Here is a 15906-nt window from a genome sequence, read left to right as displayed (position 1 = left end):
TGCGTCTACCGCCACATCCCCCGCATCCGCGCCCCGATGTCGATCTTCGGCCCCTGCGCCGCGGTGCGGGCTGCACCTGCGGCGGACTTCGGCCAGGCGGTGCGCTCGAACAGATAGACCAGCTGCTCCGGGATGAAGCGGGTGCGCGAGGCGTAGACGTGGCGGTCGCCTTTGGCGGCCTGGCCATGGACGAAGAAGCGCTGGGGCACGACGAGGTGCAAATCGTCCTTGGCGCGCGTCATCGCGACGTAGAGCAGGCGGCGCTCCTCCTCGAGCTCGGCGCTGGTGCCGGCGCCGAGGTCGGACGGCATGCAGCCATCGACGACGTTGAGCACGAACACGGACTTCCACTCCTGGCCTTTGGCCGAGTGGATAGTGGAGAGGATCAGATAATCCTCGTCGCGCAAGGGCGGACCCGATTTGTCGCTGGTCGCGTCCGGCGGATCGAGCGTGAGCTCGGTCAGGAATTTCTCGCGCGAGGGATAGCCGCTTGCGATCTGCTCGAGCTGCATCAAATCGGCGCGGCGCGTCTCGGAATCCTCGTGGAGGCGATCGAGATGCGGCTCGTACCACAGCCGGACGCGTTCGAGATCGACGGGCCATTCCGAATGGCGCAAGTTCTCGACCGTGCGGACGAAGGCGATCCAGTCGTCTCCGGTGCGTGCCGGCACCGGGAGATGCGCCAGCGCGTGCAGCGGGTCCATGCTTTCCGCCATCTGATCGAGCACGCGCTGCGCTGTCGCGGGGCCGATACCCGGCAACAGATGCAGGATGCGGAAACCTGCGACGCGGTCGCGCGGGTTCTCGGCGAAGCGCAGCAAGGCCAGCACGTCCTTGACGTGCGCGGCGTCGAGGAATTTCAGCCCGCCGAATTTCACAAAGGGAATGTTGCGGCGGGTCAGCTCGATCTCGAGCGGGCCGGAATGCGAGGACGTCCGGAACAGCACCGCCTGGTGCTTGAGCAGCGCGCCTTGCTCGCGGTTCGCCAGCACCTCCTCCACGATGTAGCGGGCCTGGTCGGCCTCGTCGTGCACGGTGACGAGCTGCGGCTTGTGCGAGGCGGTGCGGTCGGTCCAGAGGTTTTTGGTGAAACGCTCGCGTGCGAGTCCAATCACGCCGTTGGCCGCGGCGAGCACGGCCTGGGTCGAGCGGTAGTTGCGGTCGAGCGTGATCATCTCCGCGCGGGGCGAGAAACTCTGCGGAAAATCCAGGATGTTGCGCACGGTGGCGGCGCGGAACGAGTAGATCGACTGGGCGTCGTCGCCGACCACGGTGAGCCCGCGTCCGTCGGGCTTGAGCGCCAGGAGGATCGAGGATTGCAGGCGGTTGGTGTCCTGATATTCGTCGACCAGCACGTGGTCGAAGCGGCCGCCGATTTCTTCCGCGATCAGCGCATCGCTCATCATCTGCGACCAATACAGCAGGAGGTCGTCGTAATCGAGCACATGCTGGGCCTGCTTGGCTTCGACATAGGCTGCGAACAGGCCCTTCAGCTCGGCGGCCCACCCCGCACACCAGGGATAATGCTGGCCGAGCACCTTCTCGATCTCCATCTCGGCATTGACGCAGCGCGAGTAGATCGACAGACACGTGCCCTTGGCCGGAAAGCGGCTCTCGGTCTTCGACAGCCCGCGCTCGTGCCGGACCAGGTTCATCAGGTCGGCGGAGTCCTCGCGGTCGTGGATCGTGAAGGCAGGGTCGACGCCGATCCGCTCGGCATATTCGCGCAGCAGCCGCGCGCCGATGCCGTGGAAAGTGCCGGCCCAGGTGAGGGCATCGCGCATGATCGCGGCGTTGTTCTCGCCCAGCACCTTACGGGCGATGCGCTCGACCCGGCCGGCCATCTCGGCCGCCGCGCGTCGGGAGAATGTCATCAGCAGGATGCGGCGCGGATCGCTACCTGCGACGATCAGATGCGCGACGCGGTGGGCCAGCGTGTTGGTCTTGCCGGAGCCGGCGCCTGCGATGACGAGCAGGGGGGCGCCCACGGTCGCGCCGTCGGCCACGCCATGCTCCACGGCGCGGCGCTGCTCCGCATTGAGCGTGTCCAGATATGTTGCCACGAATCGCCCCGGTGAAAGGGCGAGAGTCGGCGATCCCATCGCGAATCGCAATGCGGCTGGACGGAACCTGAATTAGGATTTAGGGGAGGACGGCCCGAAGTTCCAGCTGCGCACACCCGACATGACCGAGCTCAAGCCCGACCAGTTCGAGATGCGGCGGCTGGAATCGCTCAGCAACACCATTTTCGGTGTCGCCATGACGCTTTTGGCCTACGACCTGCCCAAGGCCGCGGTGTTCACCAGCGCCCCCGACTGGAGCGACCTCGCCCATGTCTATTCCGGCAAGCTCGCCGGCTTCGCGCTCAGCTTCATCATCGCCGGCGTGTTCTGGATCAGCCATCACCGGCGGCTGGCGCGCCAGCCGGTCGGCAGCCGCGGCGGGGTGATCCTCAACCTGTTCTTCCTGCTTTCGATCGTGCTGCTGCCTGTCACCAACGGCCTCTACACCAATTACGGCATGAGCAGTGCAGTCGCGGTGCTCTACGGCCTGCACCTCACCGCGATTGCCGGGCTCAATGCCTGGCTGTGGTGGACGATCCTCGGCAGCTGGCGCCACGAGATCATGGCCTCGCTGTTTCCGCTTCTGGTGTTCATCCCCGGCACGATCGTGGCGGCATTTGCGCCGCACGTCGCGCCTTTCGTCTGGTTCATCGCCTTCGGCGGGCTCCTGATCCAGCGCTTCTATGGTGCGCGGACCGGGCCGGGCGGCTAGGGCTGCGCCTCACCCGGACGTCGCGCCGAACCCATCGGCAGGCACGTAAAGCTTGACCGGGCGGATTTCGTAGACCGCGGTCGGATTGACCGCACGCAGCTTCCGCGCCGCCGCGATCGCCTCGTCCTCGGTGGCGCATTCCATCAGGTGGAAGCCCAGGAGCTGCTCCTTGGTCTCGGCAAACGGCCCGTCCAGCACCATGCCTGCACCCGGGCCACGCAAGGTGCGCGCCTTTCGGGTCCCATCCAAACGGGCGGCCGGCCCAAACTGTCCGCTTGCCCGCAAGGGCTCCTGAACCGCGATGACCTTTGCCACGACCGCGGCGTCATGCTCCGGCGTCCAGGACGTGACCTCGTCTTCCACATGATAGGCCAGAATGGCGTAAAGCATCGTCACCTCGTTGTTTTCTGTACAGATCCCAAGGACGTCCCACCGCAGGCGGTGCCGACATTCCCGAAGCAAAATATTGCGCGGGCCGCAAGCGACGAAACCGTCCTGAAACCCGATTGCGGCCCGGCCGCGTGAACGCCGTCGGAAGCGGTCGCGACTGATGACCACAAACAACAAGATTTGTGCTGGAGGCGGCAATGTCGGGTCACATCATCAAGATCATCTGCGACGCGCGTCGGGCCCGACGATCGGAGACGGCCGATCTACACGACCAAAGCGGTCACCACCGCTATTACGGCAGCTCGGCCGAGAATGGCGGCGAGCGCATCGTGGAAAGCCGGCGCGGCAAGCGCCCGCGTGCACCCGGCGGCTGCGGCGTCTGAAGCCTCACGACACCGTTTCCTGCATGGACCTTCTGCAGATATCGATCGCGGCGATGCCGTTTCTCGTCTCGCTCGTGAGCCGCAACGGCAAGGCCATCGCGCCGTGCCTGCTCGCGAGCATCTTCACCGTGCTGCTCGGCGGGGAGCCTCACCGCGCAGTCGTGGCCTGGTGTGTCGGCATATTGATCGCAGCCGTCGCATTGCGCGAGCGGCTTCGGATGAGCTGACTGACGGCTCTCACGGCCCGCCCAGGACCTGCTTGACCAGGACTTCGCGCAGCGCCGCCAGTTCGCCGCTCGCCTCCATCTCAGCGATCACCTTGCCCACTTTCGGTACCAGATCGCGATGGCGTTCGTGCAAATAGTGGTAGATGTGGATGCGCTCGAGCGGTGGCGAGAGCGGGTAGATCCTGGCCTGCAGATTGAGTTTCCTCACCGCGGCGAGGCCGCTGAAGAGGTCGGTGACCATCACGTCGAAGCGGTCGGCGTCGAGCATCCTGACCATGTTGTCGAGGCCGGTGGTCGCCGTGATGCGGGCCATGCCGCGCGTGCCGGCTTCCGAGGAGCCGACGCCGCGGACGATGCCGATGCTGTAGTCCTTGATCGAATCCCAGCCGGCGACGTCGAACCGGAGCCTGGTCGCGAACACTGCGGGCTCGATGTAGTTGATCGCCGGCGTGACCTGGACCAGCGTCGGGTAGTCGCGCGAGAGCATTCCGATCCGCTGGATCTCGCCGTCGACCTCGCCGGCGCTCGACAGCGCGAGCGCGCGCTTGCCGGGGACGTCCTCGAACTCCAGCCTGATGTTCAGCTTGGCATAGACAGCCCGCAGCATCTCGCCGCCGACATATTGATCGGGGATGTCGGCGATGCGCGCCAGCCGGATCACGTCCTGCGCCTGGGAGGGACCGGCTGCGAGCAACGACAGGCAGGCGACCATCAGCCGCCACATGAGGCGCCTCCTTTGGTTGCTACCACTGGATTCGGACGCCCGCGCGATCTACCGGAAGTGGGCACCTGGGGGCCGGCAACCGTTACCGCTTGCCCTGCGAGCGACTCCGCACTTTCACCGATGTCATTCTAGCACGCGCAGTGGTAGTTTGCGCGGGTATCCTGCTGCTGGGCGCAAGACATGACTTGTCGACCTCAAGCCGCCCACGGGCCGACAGGATGATTGCGCGCGGGGTGACGAGGCGGGCGTCTCAACTCCTGGATTGCTACTTTTGGATTGCTCGAGACTGCAACCGGCTGGCCGGAGCAGGGAGCCGCCATTTCCGAGGATGTGGTGCATGGCCAACGCAGGCGACGAGGACCCCAAGCACAGCCGCGCCGTCGCGCCGGCGGCTGCGAAGCCGGGTCTGACCGGCGTCGGGACCACGCTCGCAGCTCCGGTGTTCCCGTCGCTGCTGTCACGGCTCTTCAACTGGTCGCGCAGCGGCGTCGGACCACGGCTCCTCGCCGCCGTGCTACTGTTCTCTTCGGTCGTGACGCTGACGCTGACTGCGCTTCAGCTCTATCTCGATTACGATCGCGAGGTCGCCCTCATCGAGACGCGGCTCGACGAGATCGGCCGCAGCACGACCGGCAGCCTCGGCGAGAGCCTGTGGAATCTCGACCAGAACCAGCTCAAGCTCCAGCTCGACGGCATCCTGCGGCTGCCTGACATCCGGGCCGCTGAAGTGCGCGAGATCGCCGATCGTCCCGATCCGATCCGCCTTGCGGTGGGCGAGCCCAGCACCCGCTCCGTGGTGACGCGCGACTATCCCTTGAACACGACAGTGCAGGGGACCGCGCGCGAGATCGGCCTGCTCCACGTCGAGGCGACGCTGACCGACATCTATCAGCATCTGCTCAACCGGGCGCTGGTCATCCTGGCCAGCCAGGCGGCAAAGACATTCCTGGTCTCGCTGTTCATCATCTACATGTTCCATCTGCTGGTGACGCGGCATCTGGCCGCCATCGCCGAGTTCGTCAGCAAATACAGCCTGGCGCGGCCGCCGCCGCCTTTGCGCCTGGAGCGCCGGCCGCCCTATGAAGCCGATGAGCTCGACAAGGTGATCGACGCCTTCAACGCGATGTGCGCGAACCTCGAGCGCGCCTATGGCGAGCTGCGCGAGGCCAATGCAAATCTCGAGCGCGATCTGAAAATCCGCCGGCGCGCCGAGGAGGACGCCCGGGCGAGCGAGGAACGTTTCCGCGACTATGCCGAGACCGCATCGGACTGGTTCTGGGAGACCGGCCCGGATCATCGGTTCACCTACCTGTCGGACCGGGTGGTCGCCTTCGGCATGGATCCCAAGGTTCGGGTCGGCACGCGCCGCATCGATACCGCGCTCGACCGCGAGACCGAGCCCGAGAAATGGCGTGCGCACCTGGCGGCGCTGGACCGTCACGAGCCGTTTCGAAAGTTCGAATATCGCGGGCACGACACCAAGGGCCGGATTCATCATTTCAGCGTCAACGGCAAGCCGGTCTTCGATGCCGACGGACGCTTCACCGGCTACCGCGGCTCCGCGACCGACCTCACCGCGCAGCACGAAACCGAGGAGCGCTTACGTCAATCCCAGAAGATGGATGCGATCGGCCAGCTCACCGGCGGCGTCGCGCACGATTTCAACAATGTGCTCACGGTCATCACCGGCACCATCGAGATCATCCGGGACGGGCTTGCGGACAAGCCCGAGCTCTCCGCGATCGCGCAGCTGATCGACGATGCGGCCGCGCGCGGCGCCGAGATCACCTCGCAGCTCCTGACCTTCGCGCGCCGCCAGCCGCTGGCGCCGCGCGAGATCGACGTCAACGCGCTCGTGGTCGAGACCGCGAAGCTGCTCAAGCCCATCCTCGGCGAGCATATCGAGATCGACATCCGGCTCGCCGACGACGCCTGGTCTGCGATGGCGGATCCCTCGCAGCTCTCCTCCGCGATCGTCAACCTCGCGGTCAATGCACGTGACGCGATGCCGGGGGGCGGCAGGCTCACCCTCGAAACCGCGAACCGGGAGTTCGAGGGCGCCGGCAGCGCCGCCGACGGCGACGCCGTGCGCGGCGCCTTCGTGATGGTCGCGGTCGGCGACACCGGCCACGGCATCCCGGCCGACATTCGCGACCGGGTGTTCGAGCCGTTCTTCACCACCAAGGGCGTCCGTCGCGGCACGGGGCTCGGGCTCAGCATGGTCTACGGCTTTGCCCGCCAGACCGGCGGCACCGTCGCAGTCGAGAGCGAGGAGGGGACCGGCACGGTGATGCGGCTGTTCCTGCCGCGGTCGAAGGGCGAGGCGCCGGCCAGGGCGACACCGGTTCAGGCGCCCGTCACGGCACGTGGGCAGGAGACGATCCTCGTAGTCGAGGACGATCCGCTGGTGCAGGGTTATGTCATCGCCCAGCTCGGCAGCCTCGGCTATCGCACGCTCGTGGCCGGCGACGGCGCATCGGCGCTGGCGCTGGTCGACCAGGGCGCCAAATTCGATCTCCTGTTCACGGACATCATCATGCCCGGCGGCATGAACGGGCGGGAATTGGCCGACGCCGTCCGGCTCCGCCGGCCCGGCGTGAAGGTGCTCTACACCTCCGGCTACACCGACGATGCCATCGTCCACGAAGGGCATCTGGATCCCGGCGTGACGTTGCTCGGAAAGCCCTACCGGAAGTCGGAGCTGTCGCAGAGAATTCGCGAAGTGCTTGCGGGCGAGCCGCCGGCCTGAGCCCCGCGACCGACAGAAAGGCCGGCGACGAAAAAGGCGCGGCGGGAAGCCCCGTCGCGCCCGATTTCGTGCTCGCTGGTCCAGGGCTGAGAGCGCCCCGATGCCAAGCCTTATTCAGAGCTTAGCGGGCGATCCCAGCGAGGTGACAGCGCTTGGTAAAAGACACTGGATCACCTCCTTTCGTTGGTTGCGGAAGATTTCAATATAGGCGGCATTGCCGCCGCTGTTAAGGGGCTGCGGGTCCGGAAGGAACCGGCGGAATTCGCAGGGCTGAGAACGCACCCGAAAGCGGCGTCCTGGTAGTTGAGACCGCCGCCCGGCCGTGTTAGGGAGCCCCGTAGCGCGGGTGTAGCTCAATGGTAGAGCAGCAGCCTTCCAAGCTGAATACGAGGGTTCGATTCCCTTCACCCGCTCCAGCCATTCCCTAAGAGGGTGATGGTCGGCGATCTGGTTGAGCCGTGCGAAGTATCCTTCGTTGGCTTCAGGATTCCTCTTATCAAGCGCCTTTGCTTTGCTCATCGCGCTTGAGCCGTTGCTGCTCGTATTCTGCTTGGACAGCCGGATCGTCGTTGCTCCCGCGAACGGTGTCCGTCTCGCCCCTGCCGCCATCGAGTCCCTTGGCAGCGTTGATGTGCTCTTTGAGATCGCTAACAGCCGGGCGGATGTAAGGCTCGAGATATGTGTCGAGGATGCCCTTGCCGGGATCGTCGAGTTCCCTGGTGAGCGCTTGCAGGTATTCGGTCTTATCGGTCGCAGCCCAGTCGATGCTGAAGCCGGCGCGTTGCGCCAGTATGGAGTAGACGACCATGATCGTGCGGCCATTGCCGTCGAGGAACGGATGGCCGTGGGCCAAATAGCCCATGACTTCGCCCGGCTTCTCGCGCATGGTTTTGGGATCGTTGCCCAGTTTCAGCGCATGGTCGATTGCCTTCTGAATAGACTTCGGATGGGCGAACAAAAACGCCGTCCCGGCTCACGGCGATATCCGGTGCCGTCGTGGCGCGATCCTGACCAGCCCACGGGTACATGGCCTCGAACAACGTCTTGTGGGTACTGAGCACGTCCGCGTAGGTGAGCGCCTGCTTTTTCTGAAGCGCCGTGAATGCTTCATCGATGCCGGTCGTGAAGGAAGCATGTTCGAGCCTCTTTACGATCGCTGGATCTTTCTCTTGAGCAAGGTTGCGTAGATATCCGCGCGCTTCGAAGTCGCCGAACGGATCGAAGGTCACGGCCTGACTTCACGCAAATAGGCAGCCTGCAGCTGGATCATTTCCGGGCGCGTAATTCGTTCGGCTCGCACTAACCCGATGAGCAACAATTCGATTTCGTCCAACTCGACGGGATCCCCGGCCAGGCGCGAGATATGATGTGCCAAGCGGTCGTTTGGGCCCTCGGAATAGGACACGTGGAACGTCCGGGCGAGTGCCCGGATGTGCTCTGCGGTCGAGGAGGCGGTTACCTTATCCACATCAATAATATAGCACTTTTGGGCTGGGATTCCAGCGTGCCGATTCGCGATGGTGACCTCTTCACCCGCTACAACCATCAACGCAGCAGGCCTGATCCAGGTCAATGTCCCGCGCGCCGGATGGTTTATCCATCGGTCGCAACTTCGGGACGACCACGACATGACCGACAAGCCGATCGACTGGACGCCAGACCTTTCTCTGCCGACCTCCAAATCCACCGTCCAGCACTTCATCGCAAATGCCGGCGGCGACCGCCTGGAGATTGACACCACGCCCTGGGGCGAGGCCGATCTCACCGTCAACGGCCAGTCGATCGCGCACATCGCGACGGCACCGAGCGCCGGGGACGCATTTCGGGTGCTCGAGACGATCGCGGAAGATCTCGAAGCCGGCAAGGATTCGCGCCTGGATCAGGTGATCGAGGATGATGAGGTCCGGCAACGGCTGGGCCTGCCGCGCAGCTAGGAACCATCACCCCGCGCACGAGTTGGCCGGTCGGGCAGGACCGAAACTCACACGAGGCCGACCGTGCAGCAAGACGTGCGCGTGCGCACCACCGCGCAGATCGCGGGTCATCCCATTCATCCAATGCTCGTGCCGATCCCGATCGCGTGCTTCGTCGGCGCGCTCCTGACCGACATCGCCTATGTCGCCAGCGCCGAGATCATGTGGGCGGATTTTTCCGCATGGCTTCTGCTCGTCGGCGTCGTCTTCGGCGTGCTGGCGGCGATCGCGGGCCTGACCGATTTCCTCGGCAACCGCCTGGTGCGGGCGCAGACGCCGGCCTGGCCGCATCTGATCGGAAACGCGCTGGCGCTGATCCTCGCCATCGTCAACGCACTGATCCACACCCGCGATGCCTGGACCTCGGTGTGGCCGACGGGGCTCGTTCTGTCGGTGCTCACCGTCCTGATCCTGCCCATCACCGGCTGGCTCGGCTGGGCCCTGGTCTACCGCCACGGCGTAGGAGTTGCGCGATGAGATCGAAGCTTGCCCGCGCGCTGCTGTGCTCCTCGCTGCTGCTCCTGGCTGGTTGCGATGACGGCAGCGGCGATCCCAAGGCGCAAATCGGCGCCAACCCTAAGCTGCCCGACATCCAGCAATACCTGCTGCCGCCCATGCACATCGCGCGCATCGTCGGCTGGAAGAAGGACGAGACGCCTTCCGTGGCGGAGGGCTTGCAGATCAAGGCCTTCGCGACCGGCCTGCAGCATCCGCGTTTCCTCTATGTACTGCCCAATGGTGACGTGCTGGTGGCGGAATCCAAGGCGCCGAAGGGGGCCGGGATCAAGCGACCCAAGGAGATCGTCATGGGATATATCGAGTCCTGGGCGACCTCGGGCGGCAACGACACCGGGCCGGGCAACCGCATCACACTGCTGCGCGACAGCAATGGCGACGGCGTGCCAGATACGCAAAGCGTCTTCCTCGAGCAGCTCAACTCGCCGTTCGGGATCGCGCTGGTCGGCAACGAGCTTTATGTCGCCAATGCCGATGCGATCGTCAGATATCCCTATAAGGAAGGCGACACCAAGATCACCGCGCCGGGCACGGTGCTGACGCCGCTGCCGGGCGGGCCGATCAACCATCACTGGACCAAGAGCCTGGTCGCCAGCCCCGACGGCTCGAAACTCTATGCCGGCGTCGGCTCCAACAGCAACATCACCGAGAACGGCATGGAGGCCGAGCACAATCGCGCCGCCATCCTCGAGGTCGACCGTGCCAGCGGGCGCTGGCGTATCTTCGCAAGCGGCCTGCGCAATCCGAACGGGCTCAGCTTCGAGCCGCAGACCGGCGCGCTGTGGACGGTGGTGAACGAGCGCGACGAGCTCGGTCCCGATCTCGTCCCCGATTACATGACCTCGGTGAAGGACGGCGGCTTCTATGGCTGGCCCTACAGCTATTACGGCCAGCACGTCGATCCCCGCGTCAAGCCGCAACGGCCGGATCTCGTCGCCAAGGCGATCGCGCCGGATTACGCCCTGAGCTCGCATGTCGCACCGCTCGGGATGGCCTTCAACACCGGCTCCGCTCTGCCGGCGGCCTATCGCGGCGGCGCCTTCGTCGGCGAGCACGGCAGCTGGAACAGGCAGGTGCTGAACGGCTACAAGGTAGTGTTCGTGCCGTTCACGGACGGCGAGCCGAGTGGACCGGCGCAGGACGTGGTGACCGGCTTCCTCAACAGCGACAACAAGGCACGCGGCAGGCCCGTCGGCGTTGCCATCGACAAATCAGGCGCGCTGCTGGTCGCCGACGACAGCGGCAACACGGTGTGGCGCGTCACCGCCGCGCATCCGCAACTGACGCAACGTTAGACGCGCGGGCGCGTTATCCGGCAGATGGATTCTGAAACCCAGGAGTTGGACAATGGGCCTCGCTCAATATGCCATCGTGCCGGTGCAGGATGAATGGGGCGTGCTGCACGACGGCGACGTCAGGAGCAAATATGCCACCAAGGAGGCTGCCTTTGAATCGGCGGTCGCGGCCGCATCCCTCGCGCTTCGTGAGGGGCATGAGGTCCATGTCAGCGTGCCCGGCCGCGAAGCCGGCGAGAACGCACTGGGCAGTTAGCCATCACACGATCAATCGGCCGCGCCGCCGGGCAATTCCGATTGCAACCTCGGCGCCGGCATTGAAATCGAGGCGGTCGGCTTCGACGCCGTCACTGAAGATCACGCCGTTTTCCGGCATCAAGGAACGGATGCGCAATTGCTCTGCGGGAGCGAGCCGGCCGCAGACGAGATTGGTCTTGGAATGGCGGCTGGGGAAGGGCTCGCGTACCGCGAAGCGCAGCTCGGCCGCGTCCCAGGGCAGCGCCTCGTAGCCGCTGAGCAGGGGAGGCTGGCCAAAGCTGCCGGCAATGGCAAGCGAGCCGGTGACGATGCTCTTGAACCAGGCGGTCGATCCGAGTCCGGTCGAAACAATCAGGCCGCTGGAAGACTGCCGCTCCATGGCACCGCCGGCCGTGAGCTCGTAGATCGCCGAGACATGCGTACGGGCGCCGATGAAGAGGTCGTTGACGGCGTAGAGCACCTGGCCGTCACCGAGCCGTGCTTCCGCCATCGTCACGGTCTGGCTGCCGCGCTTGTCGGCGGCCACCTCCGGCAGGAGCTTCGCGAGGTCGCGCGGCGCGAAAGGAAGCAGAATGCCGTCGTGGCGCGCGGGGTCGGGGTTGAGCCCGATCAGCGGATGGTCGTTGAGATATTTCATCGTGTTGGCGACGAGGCCGTCCTGGCCGAGCGCGGCCACGATGTCGTCGGGCCCGAAGATGAAGTTCGGCAGGAAGCTGCGATCGATGATCTGATAGCGCCCCCATTGCTCCAGTACCTGCAGCGTGGTGCGATGCTGCGCCCGATAGACTTCGTGCTCCCGTTCATAGTCGGAGAAGTCGGCGCCGAGATGCTCGACATAGAAGCGCGCCTGCGCCGCCGTCAGGTGGCGCGCGATCAGGTCCTCCAGCCTGGTCTTGCGCGTCACCAGCACGACCTTGCGGTCATTGGCGGTGGGCATTGGCGGCCTCCATCGGCTTCGGCTTCTCCATCAACTGGCTGAGCAGGTCCGGAGAGACGTTGAGCTGGCCGATCTTCTCGGCCTTCTCGGCGATGCCGGAGAAGGCTTGCGCGATCAGCTGACCCGGTTGCATGCCGGCGGCGGCGAGCGCCTGGATCACGCGGGTGTCGACACCCTCGAAGATCTTCATCAAGGCACCGACGCGATAGGCTTCGGCGTCGGCCAGCGTCCTGGTGTTCTCGGCGTTGAGGCCGACGAAATCCTTGCGCTTGCCTTCCAGCACGATATCCGCCGCCATGCCGGCCTCGCGCAGCTCGTTGCGCTTGGCGGCCACGCTCGCCTCGGCGTCCATCTGGGTCTCGCGGATCGACCGCTTCTTCTGCTCGACCGCGATCTCGGTGTCGAGCTCGCTCTCGCGGATGGCGCGCTCCTGCTCGACGGCGAAGTTGCGCCGCGCGAAGATGGCCTCATCCGCGGTCTTGAGGATCGCTTCGCGGGCCTGCGCCTCGAGTGCCTTCGCGGTGTCCGGTGTCGGCTTGATGCCGCGAACCGACACGCCGAGGATTTCGAGCCCGAGGGAGGCGATATCGGCGCGCTGCCTCAATCCGCCCGCGATGATGTCGGCGATGCGGTCGGACGCCTGCAACGCGTCCCTCAGCGTCAGTTCCTTCACCGCTTGCTGGGCGAGGACCTCGACCGTGCCGAGGATGCGTTCCGGCAGCTTTTCCGGATCGTCGCTCTCATAGGTCTTGCCGTCCGCCTTCAGGGTGAAGTCGAGCATCGAGGCCGCCTTCTTCGGGTCGCTGATGCGATAAGTCACCTGACCCTGGACGGTCAGCGTCTGGAAGTCGCGCGCGGTCTGCTCGAAGATGAAGGAGGTGTCGCGGCTGCCGATCGGCACGGCGACCAGCATGGTCGCCGGCGCGTAATACAGCGTGGAAAGACCGGGGCCCTCGGCGACGATAGCACCGCCGCGGTACTTCATCAGATAGGTGGTAGGCTGAGCCTTGATGTATCTGACGCCGAACATGGCCTGTCTCCGGTGAGCGTTACAAGTGTGTCTGAGCAACTAAGTAAGTTGGACTGTACAACTAACTATGCTAGTGTCAAGTCCTGGCAGCGGAGTTTGGCGATGGCAGGCGAGGGGCTCGGCAGGGGTCTTGGCAAGGATTTTGGCAAAGGCGTTGGCAAGGACATTGGAAAGTCGCGGCATTTGGACTTTCCGCGTCCCCTGACGACGGTCGACGTCGTGATCTTCGCGATCCTGGATGACAGTCTTCAGGTGTTGCTGGTGCAACGACCGGCGGGCGAGGGCGAGCCGTTTCCGTCGGCCTGGGCTTTGCCGGGCGGCTTCGTCGATGTCGCCAAGGACAGCGACCTCGCGGCCTGCGCGGCCCGGAAGCTGAGGGAGAAGACTGGGGTCACCAGCCCCTATCTCGAGCAGCTCGGAAGCTGGGGGAGCGCGACGCGCGATCCGCGCGGCTGGTCGGCGACGCACGCCTATTTCGCGCTGATCCCGGAGGCGGCAGGCGTGCTTGCGCCGGATGCGCGCTGGTTTCCAATTCGCGGGGGCAGGCTCAAGGACAAGCTTGCCTTCGATCACGGCGAGATCCTGGCAACCGCAATCCAGCGCCTGCGCAACAAGGTGGAATACACCTCGCTTCCGGCCTATCTGATGCCGGCGGAATTCACCCTTCCGGATCTGCAGCGGGTCTACGAGATCGTGCTCGATCGCCCGCTCGAGAAGAGCGCCTTCCGGACCCGCATCCTGTCAGCCGACATGATCGAGCCGGTGGCCAGGATGAGGCGCGGCGCCAACCGCCCGGCGCAGCTCTATCGCCTGAAGAAGGATAGCGAGCCTGTGTATTTCGTGCGGACGTTCAATCCGCCGGAATGATCTCGCGGCGACATGCCGGGCTGCCATTCGGCGAGCGCGACCGCGGCGCGGGGCAGCGCTCCGACCTAGATAACATCATGTTAGGTTTATCGCATAACAGGGTAATTGTGTTACTCGGGCGATAGCCTATCGTCGCAACCAATCAGACATCCATCGGCAGTGACAAGCGCTCGCGAAAGTCCCGCGGAGCGCCGGGAGAATGCTGCCCAATTTCCAGTGAAGCCCGCCAACGGGACATCAGCAAACCCGGGAGGAAATCTTCGAGATGACAACAGCTCGCGCGACCCACGATATGAGTCAGTCCAGGAAGGCTGCTGCCAGCGGCTGGATCGGATCAGCCCTCGAATATTATGACTTCTTCATCTACGCGACCGCGGCGTCGCTGATCTTCCCGCAAATCTTCTTCCCGTCGGACAATCCCACCGTCGCGATCGTCGCGTCGCTGGCGACTTATGGCGTCGGTTACGTGGCCCGGCCGATCGGTGCCTTCGTGTTAGGTCATTGGGGCGACACCCATGGCCGCAAGACGGTGCTCATCGTCTGCATGTTCCTGATGGGTATCTCGACCATGGCCGTTGGTCTTCTGCCCACCTATCAGCAAGTCGGCATGCTGGCGCCGATCCTCCTCGTCATCCTGCGCCTGGTGCAGGGATTTGCCGTCGCCGGTGAAATCTCCGGCGCGAGCTCGATGATCCTGGAGCACGCGCCGTTTGGCCGGCGCGGCTTCTATGCAAGCTTCGCGCTTCAGGGGGTGCAGGCAGGACAGATTCTCGCAGCAGCCGTCTTCCTGCCGCTGGCCGCCTATATGCCCACCGATGCCTTCAACAGCTGGGGTTGGCGGATTCCCTTCCTGCTCAGCTTCTTCGTCATCGTCGCTGGCTATGTCATTCGCCGCGAAGTCGATGAGACCCCTGCCTTTGCCCGCGAGGGCGAGCGGGGCGAAACGCCGCGCGCGCCCATCGTCCAGGCCATCAAGCTGAGCTGGCGGGACATGCTGAGGGTCATCTGCATGGCACTGATGAACGTCATTCCGGTGGTGGCGACCATCTTCGGCGCAGCCTACGCGGTGCAGCCGGCCTATGGCATCGGCTTCGCCAAAGACGTCTATCTCTGGATCCCGGTGCTCGGAAACATGTTGGCCGTGTTCGTCATTCCCTTCGTCGGCCATCTCTCCGACAAGGTCGGTCGCAAGCCTCCGATCATCGTGGGCGCGTTGCTCTCGGGCCTGCTTGCCATCGGCTATCTCTACGCCATCAGCATCAGGAACGTGCCGCTTGCGATCACGCTCTCGCTGCTGATGTGGGGCGTCGTCTATCAGGGCTACAACGCGATCTTCCCGAGCTTCTATCCGGAGCTGTTTCCGACGCGCACGCGGGTGTCGGCGATGGCGATCTCGCAGAACATCGGGACCACCATCACCGCGTTGCTTCCGGCCCTGTTCGCCACCGTGGCGCCTCCCGGCTCGGCCAACATCCCCTTGACGGTGGGCGCGATCGCCTTCGGCATCACGGTGATCGCCGCGCTGGCGGCGGTCTCGGCGCGGGAAACCTATCGGATCAGCATCGACGATCTCGGCAATCCCAAGGCCGTTCCGATGCCGCGGGCGGACTATGAGCGGCAGCGCGCGGAAGCGGCGAGCGGGGCGGCCGCAATTCCGACCTGATGGCGAAGTGACGAGGCAGCCGCTGCGAGCCATGATGTTTGCAGCGGCAGGGCTTCATGCGCTACTTAACGATCTATTCGACTTTGTGCGCGCGAGCGCGATCATCATGAGGTCCAGGG

Annotated in this window: 17 protein-coding genes and 1 tRNA gene; 11 read left to right on the top strand and 7 right to left on the bottom strand. The window is 64.9% G+C overall.

Annotation, left to right across the window (positions count from 1 at the left end; translation table 11 throughout):
- Positions 1–5 precede the first annotated feature (5 nt).
- Entirely contained in the window at positions 6–2063 is a 2058-nt protein-coding gene (locus tag RPS27_RS29050; RefSeq protein WP_313754771.1) for an ATP-dependent helicase, read from the bottom strand.
- A gap of 121 nt (positions 2064–2184) precedes the next feature.
- On the opposite strand from RPS27_RS29050, the gene RPS27_RS29045 reads away from it, so the two are divergent.
- Positions 2185–2775: a TMEM175 family protein gene (locus RPS27_RS29045; protein ID WP_313754770.1), complete on the top strand. Its 591-nt coding sequence runs from the start codon at positions 2185–2187 to the stop codon at positions 2773–2775.
- A gap of 9 nt (positions 2776–2784) precedes the next feature.
- On the opposite strand, the gene RPS27_RS29040 is transcribed toward RPS27_RS29045, so the two are convergent.
- A complete protein-coding gene (locus RPS27_RS29040; RefSeq protein ID WP_194408367.1) occupies positions 2785–3165 on the bottom strand; it encodes a YciI family protein in 381 nt (126 codons plus the stop codon).
- Between the two features lie 197 nt (positions 3166–3362).
- Between RPS27_RS29040 and RPS27_RS29035 the strand changes: the two genes are divergently transcribed.
- Together RPS27_RS29035 and RPS27_RS29030 are read left to right on the top strand one after the other, a co-directional pair.
- Positions 3363–3548, top strand: a complete 186-nt coding sequence (locus RPS27_RS29035) for a hypothetical protein (RefSeq protein ID WP_313754769.1) — start codon at positions 3363–3365, stop codon at positions 3546–3548.
- Positions 3549–3571: 23 nt separating this feature from the next.
- The gene (locus tag RPS27_RS29030) at positions 3572–3775 is read left to right on the top strand and encodes a hypothetical protein (protein ID WP_194402934.1); all 204 of its coding nucleotides are present in this window, start codon (positions 3572–3574) and stop codon (positions 3773–3775) included.
- Between the two features lie 10 nt (positions 3776–3785).
- On the opposite strand, the gene RPS27_RS29025 is transcribed toward RPS27_RS29030, so the two are convergent.
- Positions 3786–4499 (bottom strand): transporter substrate-binding domain-containing protein, encoded by a 714-nt coding sequence (locus RPS27_RS29025; RefSeq protein WP_313754768.1) that lies wholly within the window; start codon positions 4497–4499, stop codon positions 3786–3788.
- Positions 4500–4836: 337 nt separating this feature from the next.
- On the opposite strand from RPS27_RS29025, the gene RPS27_RS29020 reads away from it, so the two are divergent.
- Positions 4837–7248: an ATP-binding protein gene (locus tag RPS27_RS29020; RefSeq protein WP_313754767.1), complete on the top strand. Its 2412-nt coding sequence runs from the start codon at positions 4837–4839 to the stop codon at positions 7246–7248.
- Positions 7249–7590: 342 nt separating this feature from the next.
- Positions 7591–7664 (top strand) — tRNA-Gly (locus RPS27_RS29015).
- Positions 7665–7744: 80 nt separating this feature from the next.
- Here RPS27_RS29015 and RPS27_RS29010 read toward each other — a convergent pair.
- Complete coding sequence (locus RPS27_RS29010; protein ID WP_313754766.1) at positions 7745–8206, bottom strand: Fic family protein; 462 nt, start codon at positions 8204–8206, stop codon at positions 7745–7747.
- Between the two features lie 267 nt (positions 8207–8473).
- Positions 8474–8821, bottom strand: coding sequence for a hypothetical protein (locus RPS27_RS29005; RefSeq protein WP_194402843.1), 348 nt, complete (start codon positions 8819–8821; stop codon positions 8474–8476).
- A gap of 55 nt (positions 8822–8876) precedes the next feature.
- On the opposite strand from RPS27_RS29005, the gene RPS27_RS29000 reads away from it, so the two are divergent.
- The 4 genes from RPS27_RS29000 to RPS27_RS28985 all read left to right on the top strand — a co-directional run bounded on the left by RPS27_RS29000 (position 8877) and on the right by RPS27_RS28985 (position 11288).
- The gene (locus tag RPS27_RS29000; RefSeq protein ID WP_313754765.1) at positions 8877–9182 is read left to right on the top strand and encodes a hypothetical protein; all 306 of its coding nucleotides are present in this window, start codon (positions 8877–8879) and stop codon (positions 9180–9182) included.
- A 63-nt stretch (positions 9183–9245) separates the two neighbouring features.
- Positions 9246–9698 carry a DUF2231 domain-containing protein gene (locus RPS27_RS28995; protein WP_194402841.1) on the top strand — a complete coding sequence of 151 codons (453 nt, stop codon included), beginning with the start codon at positions 9246–9248 and terminating at the stop codon, positions 9696–9698.
- Positions 9695–11032: a sorbosone dehydrogenase family protein gene (locus RPS27_RS28990; RefSeq protein ID WP_313754764.1), complete on the top strand. Its 1338-nt coding sequence runs from the start codon at positions 9695–9697 to the stop codon at positions 11030–11032. The genes RPS27_RS28995 and RPS27_RS28990 overlap by 4 nt, the downstream gene beginning before the upstream one ends.
- Before the next feature lie 52 nt (positions 11033–11084).
- Complete coding sequence (locus RPS27_RS28985) at positions 11085–11288, top strand: hypothetical protein (protein ID WP_194402839.1); 204 nt, start codon at positions 11085–11087, stop codon at positions 11286–11288.
- Positions 11289–11291: 3 nt separating this feature from the next.
- Here the strand turns inward: RPS27_RS28985 and RPS27_RS28980 are convergent, their stop codons facing one another.
- Together RPS27_RS28980 and RPS27_RS28975 are read right to left on the bottom strand one after the other, a co-directional pair.
- A complete protein-coding gene (locus RPS27_RS28980; protein WP_313754763.1) occupies positions 11292–12227 on the bottom strand; it encodes a sugar kinase in 936 nt (311 codons plus the stop codon).
- Positions 12211–13257, bottom strand: coding sequence for an SPFH domain-containing protein (locus RPS27_RS28975; RefSeq protein ID WP_313754762.1), 1047 nt, complete (start codon positions 13255–13257; stop codon positions 12211–12213). The genes RPS27_RS28980 and RPS27_RS28975 overlap by 17 nt, the downstream gene beginning before the upstream one ends.
- Positions 13258–13359: 102 nt before the next feature.
- Between RPS27_RS28975 and RPS27_RS28970 the strand changes: the two genes are divergently transcribed.
- Positions 13360–14124, top strand: a complete 765-nt coding sequence (locus RPS27_RS28970) for an NUDIX hydrolase (RefSeq protein ID WP_313754761.1) — start codon at positions 13360–13362, stop codon at positions 14122–14124.
- A 265-nt stretch (positions 14125–14389) separates the two neighbouring features.
- On the top strand, positions 14390–15787 hold the full coding sequence (locus RPS27_RS28965) for an MFS transporter (RefSeq protein ID WP_194402835.1): 1398 nt from the start codon (positions 14390–14392) through the stop codon (positions 15785–15787).
- Positions 15788–15906 lie beyond the last annotated feature (119 nt).

This window comes from Bradyrhizobium sp. WYCCWR 12699, from assembly GCF_032144035.1.
Classification (GTDB): Bacteria; Pseudomonadota; Alphaproteobacteria; order Rhizobiales; family Xanthobacteraceae; genus Bradyrhizobium.
The sequence above is the reverse complement of the archived record's forward strand: the minus strand, read 5'-3'. Positions and strand labels throughout refer to the sequence as shown.

Bases quoted from the DNA above. Each gene is read 5' to 3' on its own strand.
- RPS27_RS29045 (WP_313754770.1), top strand. From the start codon at position 2,185: ATGACCGAGCTCAAGCCCGACCAGTTCGAGATGCGGCGGCTGGAATCG.
- RPS27_RS29040 (WP_194408367.1), bottom strand. From the start codon at position 3,165: ATGCTTTACGCCATTCTGGCCTATCATGTGGAAGACGAGGTCACGTCC.
- RPS27_RS29035 (WP_313754769.1), top strand. From the start codon at position 3,363: ATGTCGGGTCACATCATCAAGATCATCTGCGACGCGCGTCGGGCCCGA.
- RPS27_RS29030 (WP_194402934.1), top strand. From the start codon at position 3,572: ATGGACCTTCTGCAGATATCGATCGCGGCGATGCCGTTTCTCGTCTCG.
- RPS27_RS29025 (WP_313754768.1), bottom strand. From the start codon at position 4,499: ATGTGGCGGCTGATGGTCGCCTGCCTGTCGTTGCTCGCAGCCGGTCCC.
- RPS27_RS29020 (WP_313754767.1), top strand. From the start codon at position 4,837: ATGGCCAACGCAGGCGACGAGGACCCCAAGCACAGCCGCGCCGTCGCG.
- RPS27_RS29000 (WP_313754765.1), top strand. From the start codon at position 8,877: ATGACCGACAAGCCGATCGACTGGACGCCAGACCTTTCTCTGCCGACC.
- RPS27_RS28990 (WP_313754764.1), top strand. From the start codon at position 9,695: ATGAGATCGAAGCTTGCCCGCGCGCTGCTGTGCTCCTCGCTGCTGCTC.
- RPS27_RS28985 (WP_194402839.1), top strand. From the start codon at position 11,085: ATGGGCCTCGCTCAATATGCCATCGTGCCGGTGCAGGATGAATGGGGC.
- RPS27_RS28980 (WP_313754763.1), bottom strand. From the start codon at position 12,227: ATGCCCACCGCCAATGACCGCAAGGTCGTGCTGGTGACGCGCAAGACC.
- RPS27_RS28975 (WP_313754762.1), bottom strand. From the start codon at position 13,257: ATGTTCGGCGTCAGATACATCAAGGCTCAGCCTACCACCTATCTGATG.
- RPS27_RS28970 (WP_313754761.1), top strand. From the start codon at position 13,360: ATGGCAGGCGAGGGGCTCGGCAGGGGTCTTGGCAAGGATTTTGGCAAA.
- RPS27_RS28965 (WP_194402835.1), top strand. From the start codon at position 14,390: ATGACAACAGCTCGCGCGACCCACGATATGAGTCAGTCCAGGAAGGCT.